Annotated in this window: 7 protein-coding genes; 4 read left to right on the top strand and 3 right to left on the bottom strand. The window is 66.9% G+C overall.

Annotation, left to right across the window (positions count from 1 at the left end):
* The first annotated feature begins 3 nt into the window (after nucleotides 1-3).
* From asnB to V5G24_RS18150, 4 genes are all read left to right on the top strand, one after another.
* Nucleotides 4-1,872: an asparagine synthase (glutamine-hydrolyzing) gene (asnB, locus tag V5G24_RS18165; RefSeq protein ID WP_394080428.1), complete on the top strand. Its 1,869-nt coding sequence runs from the start codon at nucleotides 4-6 to the stop codon at nucleotides 1,870-1,872.
* 13 nt (nucleotides 1,873-1,885) lie between these two features.
* The gene (locus tag V5G24_RS18160; RefSeq protein WP_394080430.1) at nucleotides 1,886-9,274 is read left to right on the top strand and encodes a non-ribosomal peptide synthetase; all 7,389 of its coding nucleotides are present in this window, start codon (nucleotides 1,886-1,888) and stop codon (nucleotides 9,272-9,274) included.
* A 62-nt stretch (nucleotides 9,275-9,336) separates the two neighbouring features.
* A complete protein-coding gene (locus tag V5G24_RS18155; RefSeq protein WP_394080432.1) occupies nucleotides 9,337-10,983 on the top strand; it encodes a cyclic peptide export ABC transporter in 1,647 nt (548 codons plus the stop codon).
* Between the two features lie 97 nt (nucleotides 10,984-11,080).
* Nucleotides 11,081-15,049 carry a serine hydrolase gene (locus V5G24_RS18150; protein WP_394080434.1) on the top strand — a complete coding sequence of 1,323 codons (3,969 nt, stop codon included), beginning with the start codon at nucleotides 11,081-11,083 and terminating at the stop codon, nucleotides 15,047-15,049.
* A gap of 154 nt (nucleotides 15,050-15,203) precedes the next feature.
* Here the strand turns inward: V5G24_RS18150 and V5G24_RS18145 are convergent, their stop codons facing one another.
* From V5G24_RS18145 to V5G24_RS18135, 3 genes are all read right to left on the bottom strand, one after another.
* Nucleotides 15,204-15,656: a YkvA family protein gene (locus V5G24_RS18145; protein ID WP_394080436.1), complete on the bottom strand. Its 453-nt coding sequence runs from the start codon at nucleotides 15,654-15,656 to the stop codon at nucleotides 15,204-15,206.
* Nucleotides 15,653-16,237 (bottom strand): RNA 2',3'-cyclic phosphodiesterase, encoded by a 585-nt coding sequence (gene thpR / locus V5G24_RS18140; RefSeq protein WP_394080438.1) that lies wholly within the window; start codon nucleotides 16,235-16,237, stop codon nucleotides 15,653-15,655. Before thpR ends, V5G24_RS18145 begins: the two co-directional genes overlap by 4 nt.
* A gap of 110 nt (nucleotides 16,238-16,347) precedes the next feature.
* On the bottom strand, nucleotides 16,348-17,100 hold the full coding sequence (locus V5G24_RS18135) for a GyrI-like domain-containing protein (protein ID WP_394080440.1): 753 nt from the start codon (nucleotides 17,098-17,100) through the stop codon (nucleotides 16,348-16,350).
* Nucleotides 17,101-17,208 lie beyond the last annotated feature (108 nt).

The following is a 17,208-nucleotide window of genomic DNA, read 5'->3' as shown; positions in this document are numbered from 1 at the left end:
GCCATGTGCGGAATTGTCGGACATCTCAGGCGCCACCCCGGCCCCGCGGTTCCGGACGATCTCATCGTCCGCATGGCCGATACGCTGCGCCATCGCGGGCCGGACGATGAGGGCTTTTTCGCCGACGATGCGGTGAGCCTGGGCTTCCGCCGGCTCTCCATCGTCGACCTCGCTGCCGGCCGCCAGCCCATGTTCGCGGCCGAGGGGCGCGTGGTGGGCATCTGCAACGGCGAAATCTATAATTACGCCGAGTTGCGCTCCGATCTGGAAAGCCGGGGCCACCGCTTCGCCACCCGCTGCGACACCGAGCTGGTGCCGGCGCTGTTCGCCGAATATGGCGTCGACTTCGCCCGCCGCATCAACGGACAATTCGCCTTCGCGGTGTTCGACCGGGCGACCCGCCGGCTTGTGCTCGGCCGCGACCAGGTGGGCATCGCCCCGCTCTTCTATGCCGAGCGCGACGGGCTCTTGATGTTCGGCTCGGAAATCCGCGCGTTGCTGTCCCACAACAGCCTGGAACGCACGGTGGACCTGACCGCGCTCGATCAGATCTTCACCTTTCCCGGCCTCGTCTCGCCCCGCACCATTTTCGCCGCGGTGAAGAGCCTGCCGCCCGGCCATGTGCTGGTGGCGGACCCGGACAAGCCGCTCCGGGTCCAGAAATACTGGGATCTCGACTATCCGCTCGCGCAGGACATCGCCCCGCGCCGGCTGGAGGAGTGTGTCGAGGAACTGGACGCGGCGCTGCGGCAGGCGGTGCGCTATCGTCTCCAGGCCGACGTTCCGGTGGGCGGCTATCTTTCCGGCGGGCTGGATTCCTCGCTCATCGCCGCCATCGTGGCCGATGTGGCGGGCGCATCCACGCGCCACACCTTCTCCATCACCTTCCCCGATCGCGCCATGGACGAGCGCGGCCCCCAGCGGCTGATGGCGAAGCTGCTCGGCACCGTGCATCACGAGGCGGAGGTGGACCCTTCCGTCCTCTCGCGCCGGCTCGCCGATATCGTGCGCTGCGCCGAGGCGCCGTTGCGGGAATCCTACAATGTCTGCTCGCTCCTGCTCTCCGGCATGGTGCGCGACGCGGGCCTGAAAGTGGTGCTCACCGGCGAGGGCGCGGACGAGCTGTTCGGCGGCTATGTGGGCTATCGGCTCGACATGGAACGCGGTGCGGCACCGGAAAGCCTCGACCTCGACGAGATGATCGAGGCGGAATGGCGCGAGCGCCTGTGGGGTGATCCCGGCTTCTTCTATGAGAAGAATTACGCCGCCAGCCGCGAGAACCGCCAGGGCCTCTATGCCGATGCGGTCGCCGCGCGCTTCGACAGCTTCGATTGCCTCGCCGGCGAGGTGGTGGACCGCAGCCAGATCGCCGGCCGCCATCCCTTCCACATCCGCTCTTATCTCGATTTCAAGCTGCGCATGGCGGACCATCTGCTGGCCGACCATGGCGACCGGGTGAGCTTCGCCAATTCGGTGGAGGCGCGCTATCCCTTCCTCGACATCGGCGTCATCGACGTGGCGCGGCGCATTCCGCCCGCTCTGATGGTGCATGGCGGGGAGGAGAAATACGTCCTCAAGCAGGTGGCGCGGCGCTATCTGCCGGCCGAGATCGTGGACCGCAAGAAATTCTCCTTCGTCGCCCATTCCAGCGCCCGCCTGCTGCGTGCCCGCGAACCGCAGGTGCTCGACCTGCTGGACGAAGAGCGCATCCGCGCCGACGGCTATTTCAACCCCGCCGCCATCGCCCATCTCAAAACCCGATACCTCGATCCGAAGACCGAGCTGAACCAGACCTTCGAGGACGACTTTCTGATGGTCGTTCTCACCTTCGGCCTGCTTCGCGAACACTTTGCCTTGCCGCAGCTCTCCTGACGGGACAAGACCCATGCAACGCGCTTCCTATGTCGACCAGTTCGAGCTTCAGGCGGCGGCCCGGCCCGACGCCGTTGCCGTGCTGCGGCGCGACGGCCCCGTCACCTATGCCGCGCTCGACGCGCGCGCGAATGCCATCGCGGCGCGGCTCGCGCAGGCGGGCGTGGCGCGCAATGCCATCGTCGGCCTGTTCCTGCCGGCGGGCAGCGATTATGTGGCGGCGCTGCTCGCCACCGGAAAGGCCGGCGGCGCCTTCCTGCCGCTGCCGCCGGACCTGCCGGAACAGCGGTTGCGTGCCTATCTGAACAAGGCGCGCAGCCGCGTCATCCTCACGCACGCCGCGCTGGCGGATGACCTGCGCGCGCGCCTCGCGGCGACGCAGGCGCAGGCCGAAGGGCCGGTGGATATTATCGCGCTGGAAGAGTGCGCCGATGCCGTTGCCGCGGCCCCGGAACGGCGCATCGGGCCGACGGACGCGGCCTATGTCATGTTCACCTCGGGCTCCACCGGCGCGCCCAAGGCCATTCTCGGCCCACATCGCAGCCTCTCCCACTTCCTGCGCTGGGAGATCGGCGAATTCGCCCTCACCGAGGAGACGCGCGGCTCCTGGCTCGCGCCGGTCACGTTCGACGTCAGCCTGCGCGACATGCTGGTGCCGCTGATGGTCGGCGGCACGCTCTGCACGGTCGACGAGGACACTCGCCTCTCGCCGCGCCATCTGGTCGAGGCCCTGAAGGCGGCGGGCGTCACGCTGGTGCATTGCGTGCCGACCGTGCTGCGCCTCCTCACCCGCGAGCTGGAGCGGCGGGGCGAGGCGGATCCTCTGCCCGCATTGAAGCATCTGCTGGTGGCGGGCGAGCCGCTGCTCGGCGCCGATGTCGCCGCCTGGCGCGCGGCGGCGGGGGAAGGGGCGCAGGTCGCCAATCTCTACGGCCCGTCCGAGACCACGCTCGCCAAGGTGTTCCACCGCGTCGGCGACCTGCCGGCGGACCTGCGGCGCGTTCTGCCCATCGGCCGGCCGCTGCCGGATACGCGGGTGCTGGTGCTCACCAACGGGCGCGCCTGCGCGGTGAACCAGATCGGCGAGATCCATATCGAGACCGCCTATCCCTCGCTCGGCTATCTCAATGATCCCGAGCTGACGGCCGCCGCCTTCATCGCCAATCCGCTGGAGGCAGAGGGCGCGCCGCGCCTGTACAAGACCGGCGATCTTGGCCGCCTGCTGCCTGACGGTACGGTGGAATGCCTCGGCCGGCAGGACAATCAGGTGAAGATCAACGGCGTGCGCATCGAATTGGGCGAGATCGAAGCCGCCCTGCGCGCCGTTCCCGGCATCGCCGCTGCCGCCGCCGCGCTCCAGGAGGGCGAAGGGCAGATGCCCGTGCTGGTGGGCTATTATGTGCGCGCCGACGGCGAGACAGCGCCGCTTTCGGTGGACCTGCTGAAGGGCGCGCTCGGCAAATCCCTGCCGCCCGCCATGCAGCCGCGCGTGTTCCTGCCGCTGGAGGCTTTGCCCACCACCATCTCCGGCAAGCTGAACCGCAAGGCGCTGCCGCGGCCGGAGGAATTGTTCTACGCCCAGCACGGCTTCGTGCCGGCGCAGAGCGCAACCGAGGCGGCGCTTGCGGAGATCTGGGCCGAGCTGTTCGGCCTCGGGAAAGTGAGCGTGGAAACCCGCTTCCACGATTTCGGCGGGGATTCGCTCAAGGCCATCCGCGCCGTGCAGAAGATTTATCAGGCGCTGGCCGTCGAGGTGAGCCTGAAGGATTTCTTCGCCGCCCCCCACATCCGCGCGCTCGCGGCGCTGGTGGATGCGGCCCGCCCGCAGGCCGCCCCGCAGGTTTCCATTCCCCGCGCGGCGCCGGCCGAATTCTATCCCGCGAACCCCGCGCAGAACCGCCTGTGGCGGCTCGACCGGCTGGGCGTCGCGCCCACCGCCTATAATCTGTTCGAGACCTATGAACTCCACGGCGCGCTGGACGAAGAGGCGCTGGAGCGGGCGTTTGCGCTGCTGATCGCGCGTCACGACACCTTGCGCACCACCTTCCGCGAAGGCCCGGACGGCGCCGGCGCGCAGGTGGTGCATGCCGAACTGCCCTGGCACCTGGAGCAGGTGGACCTGCGCCGCCATGCTGATCCGACCGGCGAAGCCGCGCGGCTCGCCGCCGCCAATGGCGCCCATCGCTTCGATCTCGTGGCCGGCCCGCTGATGCGCGTGGTGCTGGTGCGCCTGCCGGACGAAGGCGGCGTGGCGGCTCATCTGCTGCTGTTCAACATCCACCACATCGTCGCCGACGTCTGGTCGCTCAGCGTGCTGGTGCGCGAGCTGGCCGAATGCTACGCGGCGCTGCGCCAGCATCGCCAGCCGGTGTTGCCCGCGCTCGACGTGCAGATGCGCGATGTCGCCGTGTGGCAGGCGGAGCGCGCGGAAAGCGGCGCGCTTACCGCCGACCGGGCGTTCTGGCTCGACCAGTTCGCGACCCCCGTGCCGCCGCTCGATCTGCCGCGCGACCGGGCCCGCCCGCCGGTGCAGACCCTGACCGGCCGCACCGCCCGCTTCGACCTCGGGGCGACGGCCATGGGCGCGGTGGAAGCGCTGGCCCAGCGTACCGGAACGACCCTGTTCGTGGTTCTCACCGCGCTCACCAAGGCGTTCCTGCACCGCTATTCCGGCCAGACCGAGTTGGTGCTCGGCTGCCCGGTCGCCGGCCGCGCCGATGCCGCCCTGGAGCATCAGATCGGCTATTATGTGAACACCCTCGCCCTGCGCGATGCGCTCGCGGACGGGGAGAGCTTCGCCGCCTTCCTGGCGCGCGTGGGCGCAACGACGAATGCCGCACTTGCGCACCAGGATTACCCGTTCGACACCTTGGTGAACGAGCTGCAGATCGAGCGCGACATGAGCCGCTCGCCCTTGTTCGACGCCATGATCGTGCTGCAGAATTTCGCCGGCGTGGACCTGACCCTGGAAGGCGTCTCCATCGCCCCGTTCGGCGATCGCAATGCCTGGAATTTCTCGCGCTACGACATGGTCTTCCACTTCCAGGAGGAAGACGGCGCGCTGATCCTCGACCTCAATTACAACAGCGACCTGTTCGACGCCGACCGGATCGAACGGGCCGGCGCCCAGTTTGCGCATCTGGCCGAAGCGGCGCTTGAAGATACCAGCGTGCCGGTGGCGCGCCTGCCGCTGGTGCCGCCGCAGGAAGCCGCGCGGATCGCCGAATTCGTGCAGGGTCCCCGCGCGGATCGCGCCCCCGCCACCCTGGTCGGCGCCTTCCGCGCCATGGCGGCGGCCCATGACGATCGCCCCGCGGTGGAGGACGAAGACGGGCGCGTGCTGACCTATGCCGCGCTCGATGCCGCGAGCGATCGTCTCGCCCGGTTGCTGGTGGCGGATCATGCCATCGCGGCGGGCGACCGGGTGGCGGTGCGCGCTCATCGCTCCATCGAATCCCTGGTGGCGCTGCTCGCCATCCTGAAGGCCGGCGCGGTCTATGTGCCGGTGGACGGGGAATTGCCCCGCGCCCGCATCGATTTCATGCTGGCGCGCGCCGAATGCCGGCTGATCCTTGCCGATACCGATGCCGATCGCATCGCCGATACCGTGCTGCCGCAGGTCTGCGTGGCGCCGGCCCTTGCGGCGCAAGACGTCGCATCCCCGCTCGACCGCAGCGCGCCGGGGGAGGTTGCTTATGTGATCTTCACCTCCGGCTCCACGGGCGAGCCCAAGGCGGTGATGGTGGAGCATGCCGGCTTCGTGAACATGTCGTTGGCGCAGGTGGCAGCGTTCGAGATCGCACCCAACGACAAGGTGATGCAGTTCGCCTCGCCCTCGTTCGATGCCTCGCTGGCCAATCTGTTCATGGCGCTGTTCGCCGGCGCGTGCGTGGTGCTGCCGTCGCGCGCCACGCTGGAGAACACCGGCCTGTTCCTGGATGCGATCGCCCGCACCGGCACCAGCGTCGTCACCTTGCCGCCCACCTATCTGCGCGCGCTCGACGGGGCTCAGCTGGCCGGCCTGAAAGTGCTGATCACCGCCGGCGAGGCTGCGCCGGTGGAGGAACTCTGCGCCTATGTCGGCCAGCTGCGCGCCTATAACGCCTATGGCCCGACCGAATTCTCGGTTTGTGCCACGGTGCACCGGGTGCGGGCGGAAGACGCGCAGGGCGCGCGCCTGCCCATCGGCCGGCCGCTGCCCAACACCAGCCTGCACATTCTCGATGAAAACCTGGAGCCCGCGCCCATCGGCGTGCCCGGCGAGATCTATCTCGGCGGGCTCGGGCTCGCGCGCGGCTATCAGGGCGACGAGGGGCGCACGGCGCGCGCCTTCATCACCCATCCGCACACCGGCGCGCGGCTCTATCGCACCGGCGATTTCGGCGCCTGGCGCGCGGACGGTTCGGTGGATTGTCTCGGCCGCCTGGACGACCAGGTGAAGGTCGCCGGTCAACGCGTGGAATTGGGCGAGGTGGAAGCCGCTTTGCGCCAGGTGGAGGGCCTGCGCGACGTGCATGTGGCAAGCCTGGAACGCGACGATGGCTCGGTTGCGCTCGCGGCCTATTATTGCGCCGAGGAGAAGGTGGAGCTGTGGCCCTCGGTGGCCGAATTCTTCGTCTATGACGATGTCGCCTATGGCGCCATGGCCGCCGACGAGGGCCGCAACGCGCGCTATCGCGATGCCTTCGCCCGCCATCTGCCGGGCAAGAGCGTGGTGGACATCGGCACCGGCCCGCTCGCCATCCTCGCCCGCCTCGCGGTGGAAGCCGGCGCGCGCAAAGTCTATGCGGTGGACCGGCTGGAAGCCACCGCCCGCAAGGCCCGCGAGACGGTGGAGAAGCTCGGCCTTTCCGACCGCATCACCGTGATCCACGGCGATGCCATGACCGTGCACTTGCCGGAGAAGGTGGACGCCTGCATCTCCGAGATCGTCGGCGCCATCGGCGGGGCGGAAGGCTCGGCCAAGATCATCAACGGCGCGCGCCATCTGCTGGCCGATCCCGCCGCCATGTATCCCATGTTCTCGGACACCCGCATCGCCGCCTTGTCGCTGCCGGCGGACCAGCTCGCGTCGGGCTTTTCCGACATTGCCGGCCATTATGTGGAGAAGATCTTCGCCGAGGTCGGCCATCCCTTCGACTTGCGGCTGTGCCTGAAGAATTGCCCGCGCGAGGCCATCGTCTCCGACGACGCGCCGTTCGAATATCTCGACTATACCAGCGATGCCCCGCTCGAGGCGGACGAGGACGTGGCGCTGACCATCGCGCGTGATTGCGAGGTGACCGGCTTCCTGGTGTGGCTGCGCCTCGGCGTGGACGAGCGCTCGGTGGTGGACATCCTGGACAATCCCGGTTCCTGGCTGCCGGTCTATCTGCCGGTGTTCGACCAGCCGGTGGCGGTGAAGGCCGGCGACGTGATCGCCCTGCATATTTCCCGCCGCCTGTGCGCCAACGGGCTCAATCCCGATTTCATCCTCGACGGCGCCGTGCGCCGGACCTTGGGCGAAGAGGTGCCCTTCTCCTATTTCAGCGCCCATTTCGGCGACGGCTTCCGCCGCACCCCGTTCTACGGCCGCCTGTTCGCTGACGGGCAGGTGCCGCGCCAGGAGGTGCCGACGCCCGCCGTGCTGCGCCAGCATCTGCTGAAAAGCGTGCCGGCCTATGCGGTGCCGGCCTTCTTCGTGAAGCTGGACCAGATGCCGGTGACGCTGAACGGCAAGGTGGACAAAACCGCCCTGCCGCTCCCGGCGCTGCGCGCGCCGGCCGCGCAGGCGAGCGCGCCGGCAACTCCGCTGGAGGCCGACATCCTGGCCATCTGGCAGGCGGTGATGGGGCGCGAGGCGATCGGCACGGGCGACGATTTCTTCTCGCTGGGCGGGGATTCCATCCGCGCCATCCAGATCGTCTCGCGGCTGCGCCAGGCGGGCTGGAAGGCGGAAATCCGCGACGTGTTCCAGAACCCCACGGTGAAGGATCTGGCGCGGGTGGTGAAGCCGCTGCGCGTGGCGGCGGACCAGGGCCCGGTCACCGGCGCCGTGCCGCTGACGCCGATCCAGCATTGGTTCCTGGAAACCGCCGAGGCGCCGCATCATTTCAACCAAAGCGTGCTGCTGCGCGCGCCGCGCATTCATGGCGACGCGGCGCGGGCGGCGCTCTCTGCCTTGTGGACGCAGCACGACGCGCTGCGCGCCGCCTTCGGCGGGGCGGAGGGTCGGGCGCAGGTGTTCAACGCCCCCGAGCGCCCGCCCACCCTCGCGGAGATCGACCTTCCGGCCGAAGCCGAGGCGGACGCCCACGCTTTCGAGGTGGCCGCCGACGCGCTTCAGGCCGGCTTCGCCCTCGACGAGACCCCCTTGCTGGCGGCCCTGCTGGCCCATGGGGCCGATGGCGACCGGCTGCTGCTGGTGGCGCACCATCTGGTGGTTGATGCGGTCTCCTGGTCGATCCTGCTGGAGGATTTCGAGACCGCGTACCAGGCCGCGCGCGCCGGGGCGCACCCGCGCCTGCCGCAGAAGACCGCCTCCTATCGCGACCATGCGCTGGCGCTGGAGAAAATCCGCGCCAAGGTGGATTGGGCGCACCGCCTGAATTTCTGGCGGGCGCTGGAGGAAGAACCGGCGCTCCTGCCCGAATGGAGCGGCCCCGCGCGCCTCTGCGACATGGTCCGCGCAGAAGGGCATCTCGACGCGGAAGAGACTACGCGCCTGCTGGAGGGCGCGAACGGCGCCTATACCACCAATGTGCAGGACCTGCTGCTCGCGGCCCTGGCCCTGGCGCTGGAGCAGCAATTCGGCCGGCGCAGCGCGCTGGTGAGCGTGGAAGGCCACGGCCGCGACTATCCCTTCGCCGATTTGTTCGGCGAGGACCTGCCGGATGTGAGCCGCACGGTCGGCTGGTTCACGGTGTTCCATCCCTTGAAAGTGCATGTGGGCGGCGATCTCGCGTCCACCATCCGGGGGGTGAAGGAAAGCGCCCGCCGCACCCCGGACCAGGGCTGGAGCTATCCCCTGCTGCGCCAGTTCGCCGGGGACGTCGGCCTTGCGATCCTGAAGCCGCAGGTGGGCTTCAATTATCTCGGCGTGCTGTCCGGCGGCGGCGGGGCGGGGGTGTTCACCATCGATTGGAACACGCCCGGCCAGGCGCTGGCACCGCAGACCCTGCGGCCCCATGCGATCGAAATCCTCACCGCGGTGGAGGACGGGAAACTCAGCGTGAACATGGAGATGGACGGCGGTGCTTTCTCGGCCGCCGACGCGCAGGCGCTGTCCGCGCGCTTCCTGGCGCAGGTGCGCGCCGTGCTCGCCCATTGCCTCGGTCGCGGCGGTTCGGAGGCAACTCCGTCCGACTTCACCTATGGCGACCTCAGCCTGGACGATCTCGACCGCCTGCTGCTGGCGCAATGAAGGGAGTGCGCCGGCGGTGAGCACCGCCGGAGCAGACAAACGCGGGTGCGGGAAGGCGGGTCATGAAGGTTCTGCGGCTGTTCCAGAAGGAGGCGGGGGTGGGGAGCGCGCGCTTCCTGATCCTCGCGGCCCTATCCGGCCTGTCCAATGCCGGCATCCTCGCCATCATCAACCTTGCCGCCAGCCATGTGCAGGACAAGGAAGGCAATCTCGTCAATCTGCTGCTGTTCGGCATCACCATCCTGGTGTTCGTCTACACCCAGCGCAGCCTGATGGTGGAGGTGTGCCACCGGGTGGAGCAATTGGTGGACCGCATGCGCGTGCGCCTGATCGCCCGCGCGCGCCGCGCCGAATTCCTCGAACTGGAGGATGTGGGCCGGGCGGAAATCTATTCCTGCCTCACGCGCGAAACCCTGATTCTCTCGCAGGCCGCGCCCAATCTGGTGATCGGCATCCAGAGCGCGATCCTGGTGATTTTCACCATGATCTACATGGCATTCCTGTCGTGGACCGCGTTCATCCTCTCGGCCGCCTGCACCATCATCGGGGCGCTGGTACACATCTCGCGCAACACCCAGGTGAAGGCGGAGCTGCGCGAATCCTTCGAACAGGAAAACCTCCTGATCGAAAGCATGAGCGACATGCTGGAGGGCTTCAAGGAAGTGAAGATGAGCGATGCGCGGGCCCATGCCATCGCCCAGCGCATCGAGGCGATCTCGCACCGGGTGACGCGCCTGCGCATCCGCACGCAGACCACCTATGCCACCGACTTCGTGTTCTCGCAGGTCACCTTCTTCCTCCTGACCGGCGTGATGGTGTTCGTGGTGCCGGCGGTGAGCGAGGCCTATACACAGGTGGTGGTGATGACCACCACGGCCAGCCTGTTCATGATCGGCCCGGTGTCTAACGTGGTGGGCTCCATTCCCATCTTCACCAATGCCAATTCCGCCGCCGAAAATATCATGCGGCTTCAGGAGCGGCTCGGGCGCATCAACGGGCACAAGAACGGCGGGGCCACCAGCCTGGTGGATTTCAAGACCATCGTGCTCGACGGGGCGAGCTTCGCCCATGCTCCGGCGGGCGGCGACCGGCCGTTCACGGTGGGTCCGATCGACCTGACCATCCGGCGCGGGCAGACCATTTTCATCACCGGCGGCAACGGCTCTGGAAAGACCACCTTCGTGCGCATGCTGATCGGGCTCTATCCCAACCAGGGCGGGACGATCCGGGTGGACCGCGCGACCATCGGCCCGTTTAACATCCAGGATTATCGCAACCTGTTCTCGGTGATCTTTTCCGACAATCACCTGTTCGCCGAACTCTACGGGCAGCCCGCGCCGGACCCGGTGCTGGTGTCGGACCTGTTTGAACTGCTGGAGATGCAGCACAAGTCGCGGCTGGAGAACAACCGCTTCAGCACCACCAAGCTCTCCGGCGGGCAACGCAAGCGCCTTGCGATGATCGCCGCCATTCTCGAAGCGCGGCCCATATGCATCTTCGATGAATGGGCAGCCGACCAAGATCCCTATTTTCGCGAGAAGTTTTATCGCGTCATCCTCCCTTTGCTGAAGGAAAAGGGCGTCACCGTCATCGCCATTACGCATGACGATGCTTATTTCGACGTGGCCGATCTACATGTGCATATGGATACGGGCCGGCTAAAGATTGTCCGAGGCGAAGAAAAAGCGTTGGAAATGGCGCCCGAATGACGCGCCCTTTCAGATTCTTGTCATGTCAATGTCGCGATACAACCTGTAATTGCTGACTGAGAAATTTCTATCCATTGTTCACCATGGAGGCGGGGCCATGAGGATTCAGTGCGCGGGAACTGGGTATGTGTCGCGGCAATTGCGCCGCCTGGCGGCGGGTGTCGCGTGCGGAGCGCTGGTCGTCTCGCCGGCCTTCGCGGGGCAGACCGACCTTCAGTCGGCGCAGCTCGCGCCGGTGCTCCAGGGCTTTCTTGATTCGGTTTATTCTCAGAACAATATCGAGGGCATCTCGATCGCGGTGAGCTGGAACGGCGGCAGCAAGTCCTGGGTCGGCACCGCCGGCTATGCCGACGTGCAGCACACGCGGCCGATCACCGCCGATACCCAGTTCCGCATCGGCAGCGCCTCCAAGACCATCACCGGCACCGTGGTGATGCGCCTTGCCGACCAGGGGTTGATCAACCTCGATGCGCCGATCAATACTTATGTTGCTGGCCTGAATATTCCCAACGGCAACGTCATCACCGTGCGCAATGTGATGAGCATGACCAGCGGCCTGCCGGAATATCTGATCTCGCCCTCGCTGCATGTTCCGGGGCAGACGATCCTTCAGGAATGGGCCAATTTCAACAGCCCGAACGGCCCCTATGGCAGCGCCAATTATACCCCCGAACAGCTGATCCAGGCGGTCGTGCAGAGCATCAACGCCGGCACCCAAACCCCCGGCGCGGTCGGCCAGATGGCCTATGCGAACACCAATTTCGTCCTGCTCGGCATCATCGCCCAGAGCGTGACCGGCACCGCGATGGAGAAGCTGGCGCAGGATCTGGTCTTCACCCCCATGGGGATGAAGGATTCCGCCTTCCCCTATACCGACCAGTTCACCACCGCCAATTACGCCGGCTCGAACCAATATCTGGTGACCCAGGCGCCTTATACGGTGCCGGCCGGCAGCGTCTACAACATGAGCTTCGTCGATCCGCAGGTTCCCTGGGCCGCGGGGGCGATGCTCTCCACGCCCTCGGACGAGCTGAAATGGGTGCGCGAGATCGCCACCAACGACAATGGCCTGCTGAGCGCCAGCATGCAGGAACAGCGCACCGATTTCATCTATCCCGGCTCGGTGGGCTCGATCCCGTCTTATTACGGCCTCGCCCTCTACCAGATGCCGAGCTTCGGCACCGGCGGCGAATTGATTGGCCATAGCGGCCTGATCGCGGGCTATACGTCATCGCTGTTCTACAATACGGCGACCGACTTCGCTTATGCCATCAACTTCCTCGGCTATCAGTCGAACGCCGCCTATTGGTTCCCCTTCTTCGGCGCGCAGGACTGGTTCGCGCCCTATGGCTACCAGATCGGCGACTATACCTCGGTGCCGCTGGTGTGGGCGCTGGATCGCAATGTGGTGCTCGCCACCACCACGCAAGGCAGCTGCAGCTTCGGCGCCAGCCCGACCAAGGTCTCCGCCACCAGCACGGTGTGTACCGGCGACAATGTGCGCACCTCCTCGCTCGACGTGAAGGGCCAGACGCTCACCCTCGGCCCGTCCGGCAGCACGATCGGGTCCTGGTACGTCGATCCGACGATCTATTATCAGAACCAGGCCAATCCCACCGGCTCCGTCAGCGCGATCACGGTGCCGCGCCCGAGCCTTGCGGTGTTCGGCAGCAATATTTCCGGTGTCGCGCTCCAGGGCGATGCGACGCTGAACCTGACCTCCGGCGCCATCCTGGAATTGTGGGGCGATAATTCCGCCGCCATCTCCATGGCCGGCTCGAACAATAAGGCCAACATCGGCGGCACCATCAACACCTATGGCGGCGATTCCTACGCGGTGCTGGTGAACGGCACGCAGAACGCCACCCATGTTCAATCCACCGGCGCGGTGCTCGGCACCATTGCCCTCAACGGATCGAGCAACACGCTGACCCTCGACGGCGGCGTCACCGGCCTTGTGTCCCTGGCCGGCCAGGGCAACCGGGCCTCCATCGCCGGGACCATCACCTCGCCCGCGGTCTCGATGGTGCCGTCCGCGGCGTTCGGCTACCAGAACGGCGTCGCGCCCTTCATCGCCAATACGGCGAGCGATCAGGCGCTGGCCCTGAGCGGAACCGGCGGCATGGCGCAGATCGGCGCCACCGGCGAGGTCGACGGCCGCATCTCGGTCTCCGGCTCCGGCAACGGCCTCGTCATCTCCGGCACGGTCACGTCCGCGAACGCCTATCTCCAGAATTATATCGCCCAGCAGAATGCCGCCGGCACCAAGACGCCCACCTTCACCATTCCCCAGGCCACCAATGTGGCGCTCGAAATGGCCGGCACGCAGAACCAGGCGCAGGTGAATTCCGGCGGCACGGTCTCCGGCCAGGTGCAGATTTCCGGCGCCTCCAACAGCTTCGCGATGAACGGTGGCATGGCCGGGCAGATCAGCCTTGCCGGTTCCGGCAACAGCGCCACCGTGGGCGGCAGCCTTGCAGCGGACACCAGCGTCTCGCTCTTCGCCTTGCTCGCCTCGGGCTATGGCAACAGCTTCACCCTGCAATCCTCGGGGCAGATGCTGGGCAACGTTTCCGTGACCGGCTTCAACACGGTGCGCGTGAACGGAACCCTGGTCGGTGCGGTCAGCCTCGGCGGCGGGTCGGTGCTCCAGGGCACCGGCTTCGTCAACGGCACGGTTGGCGGCGCGGGCGGCGTGATCGCGCCGGGCAACAGCGTCGGCACCTTGATGGTCGGCAATTATGTCGCCAATGGCGGCGTGCTCCAGATCGAGACCAACGGAGCCGGGCTGAGCGATCAGCTGATCGTGACCAATATCGCCAATATCACAGGCGGCAGCGTCACCATCCAGCCCTCCACCGGCGGCGCGAACGGCATCTACAACATCCTCGCCGCCTCCACCGTGCAGGGCACGTTCGGGTCCATCAGCGCCGGCGACACCCGCATGGGCGTCGGCGCGCAATATTCGGCCAGTGGGGTGAATGTCGCCACCATCAGCCCGTTCCAGGTGGATGCCACCACCCGCCTTGCCGCCGCCGATACCGTGCGCAGCCTGGATGTGCTGGAGCGGCGGGCGGCCCAGTTCCAGGATGCCGCGCCGAGCGCGTCGGGCGCCAAGCCCAGCCTTGCCGGACCGGCGGTCGCGGCCAATACCGACGGCGGGCAGAATGTGACCGGCTTCCTCACCGGTATCGGCCCCATCAGCCAGGGCTCGCGCGCCGACGGCATGGCCCTGTGGGCCAATGCCTATGGCTCGCGCACCCGCCTTTATGCCGACGGCGGCGTCCCCACCATCCAGGCGGACGGCGGCGGCGTGATGCTGGGCGTGGACGGGGAAGTGGCGAAAAACCTGGTGGTCGGCCTCATGGGCACCTACAGCCAGAACAATGCCGACGCCTCCGGCACCGCGAGCCCGAATTATACCTCCAACGCCTATTCGCTCGGTGCCTATGCGTCCTACGAAATCGGCCGGGTGGTGCTGAACGGCTCGGTGCTGGTCGGGCGCGGCGATGACGAGGCGAACCAGACCTATTGGGTCGGCGGCGGCCTTGCGGCCACCAACGCCAATTTCAACGACCTGCGTATCGCCGGCCGGCTCGCCGCCTCCACCAGCGTCGAGATGGGGACGATGAGCTTCATTCCCCGCGCCGCCCTGACGCTGCTGAACGTCAATGTGGACAGCTATACCGAGAGCAGCTTCTATCCCAGCCTCAATGCCGCCTGGAGCGGCAGCGACTACACCTTGCTGCGGCCGGAATTCACCGTGACCATGCAGCAGAAGGTGGATCTGCGCCAATTCGGCTGGGCGGGCTGGCTGACGGGCGAAATCGAGACCGGCATCGCCCGCGACGTGGTGGTGGACAGCGCCAATCCCATGGTTCAGCTGCCCGGCTATACGCCGATCCAGGTGCAGGGCTTCAACCAGGATGCCTGGGTGCTGCCGGTGGGCGCGCGGCTCTCGCTCTCGGCCACCGACAAGATGTCCCTGTTCGCGGCCTATAACGGCAATTTCTCCACCGTCGGCACCGACCAGTCGCTGCGCGGCGGACTTCAGGTTCGGTTCTGAGGCGCACTGCGCCCCCACGATCGCCAGACAAGAAAACGCCGCTGCCCGGGCAGCGGCGTTTTTGCGTTGGAACGTCTTCTTTGCGTTGGAACGTCTTCAGAAAACCTGCGCCGCAGGCCACCCCTTCAGGCCAGCCCTTGCCCAAACCGGGCCTTCAGGCGCCTGCTGGGCCGGGTGCGCCGGACGGGGGCGGCGCTTCGGGTTCGTGCTCGCCCTGCGTGCGCAGCCGCGCGATGATCTCCTTCGCCGCCGCCTGGTGGGCGGGCGTGATATTGGAGGTCAGTGCCTGGAACGCCAGGAACATCACCGCCGCATCATCGGAAAAGCCGATCACCGGCAGAATGTCGGGAATGGCATCCAGCGGCAGGACGAAATAGGCGAGGGCGCCCAGCAGGGTCGCGCGCACGCGCACCGGGGTGTCATGGTCGAAGGCAGCATAATAGGCCGCCACCGCGTCTTCCGCGAACGGCACGTGCGCGGCAGTGCGTTTCAGCTTCTGCCAGAAGCTTTTCTGGACGAGAGCCTCGTCCTTCGCCGCCTTCAGCCGTTCCGCGAAGGGCAGCGCGCTCCAATCGAAGCGGAAGCGGGCGCGTTCGGTATCACTCATGCAAAGGATATGGGATGTCCCTCGGGCATCGCAAGACGCAGCGCCGCGCCGCCCGAGAGCGGATAGGCCGCCTCTTCCACATAGGGGCCGCCGCCGACCGAATCGCGCGAGGAGAACAGCACGAACCGGCTCGCGAGAAAGCTTTCGCTGCGGAAGAAACCGCGCGTGGCGAGATAATCGGCCACTTGGCGGCTGGATGTATCGCGCAGTCGGGCCAGCGTGACATGCGGCTTGTAATTGCGTTCCGCCGGCAGGCCGAGGCGCTGCATGATGCGCTCATGCTCTGCCTGAAGCTCCAGCAGGGCGGGGTTGGGCCGCACGCTGGCATAGATCACCCGTGGCTTATGGCCGCCGAACTGGTCGAGCCCGCCGAGGCTCATCTCGAACGCGCGGCGGCGCACCTGCCCGAGCATCAAGGCGATGTCGCGGGCCTTGGCATCGTCCACATCGCCGATGAAGCGCAGGGTGACGTGGTAGTTTTCGGGGTCCATCCATCGGGCGCCGGAGAGGCCCCCCCGCATGAGGGACAGGCCATCTCCAATCTGGCTCGGAATCTCGAGCGCGGTGAAGAGCCGGGGCATGGGGCGCCTCCTCATCGTCACTTCGGCGACGCCGCGATCGGCGGTTCACCGAAAGACAACACAACGTCCTCTAGTGAAAAGGATTCGCGGCCCGCTGGGAAGTGTCTGGTTCAGCGAACCGGTACGAAGATGTCCACAACCAGCGAATCCGGCGCCGTCACCTGCGGGTCGGTGCGGTATTGCTCGATATAGAGATCCTGCGCGGCGATGTTTTTGTCGTCGAGAAAATTGGCGATGGCCTCATAGGTGTCGTCCATATCGGCGAACGAGCCCTTGTGGGTGAATTTGAAGGCCTTGCCGGCGAATGAGGCACCGAGCTTCACATCGCCCTGTGGCTTTTGCGTGGTGGCGCCGGTGAACGGCACCTGGGCTTCGAACTCGAAGCCGGCGTCGTCGCTGGAATTATAGACGATGAACACGTCGCCGGTGCGTTTCAGCCCCATGCGGTTCATTTCCGCCGTGATGTCCTTGAGCGTCGCCACGATGGTATCGAAGCCGGCATCCCAGCTCGCACTGCCGCTCTTGGTCAGGACGGGAATGGTCGCGAGCTGGGTTTCCTCGCCGGTGAAGGCCTGAACCGAAGGCGCGGTCAGCGGCTGGGTCTGTACCGAACGGGGATCGACACCGGCGGGCGGCGACAGAGGGGAGGCCGGACCCGGCAGCGCCTGGGTGGTGGACGGTGCGCCGCCCTCCGGCGCGGGATTGGGGGCCTGGGCGGGGCTTCCCGTCTGTCCTGAAGGCGCCGCGCCCTGCGCCAGCGCGGCACCGCCCAGGATGGGCGCGCCCAGCGCGAAAAGGCCGCTCGCCACGCCCATGGCCAGCAACGCCGCCCGTGTTCCACGAACCACGTTCACACCGCCCATCGCCTGAAATCTCCTTGCCGACATGCGCAGCCTCTACCACCCGATTCGGGCTAAAGGCGGATGCCGCCGGCCCTCTTTTATCATGTTCGCGCGGGGCGCCTAGAGCAC

It is taken from the genome of Roseixanthobacter finlandensis (assembly GCF_043195105.2).
GTDB lineage: Bacteria > Pseudomonadota > Alphaproteobacteria > Rhizobiales > Xanthobacteraceae > NCEH01.
This window is presented reverse-complemented; position numbering and strand designations above follow the sequence as displayed.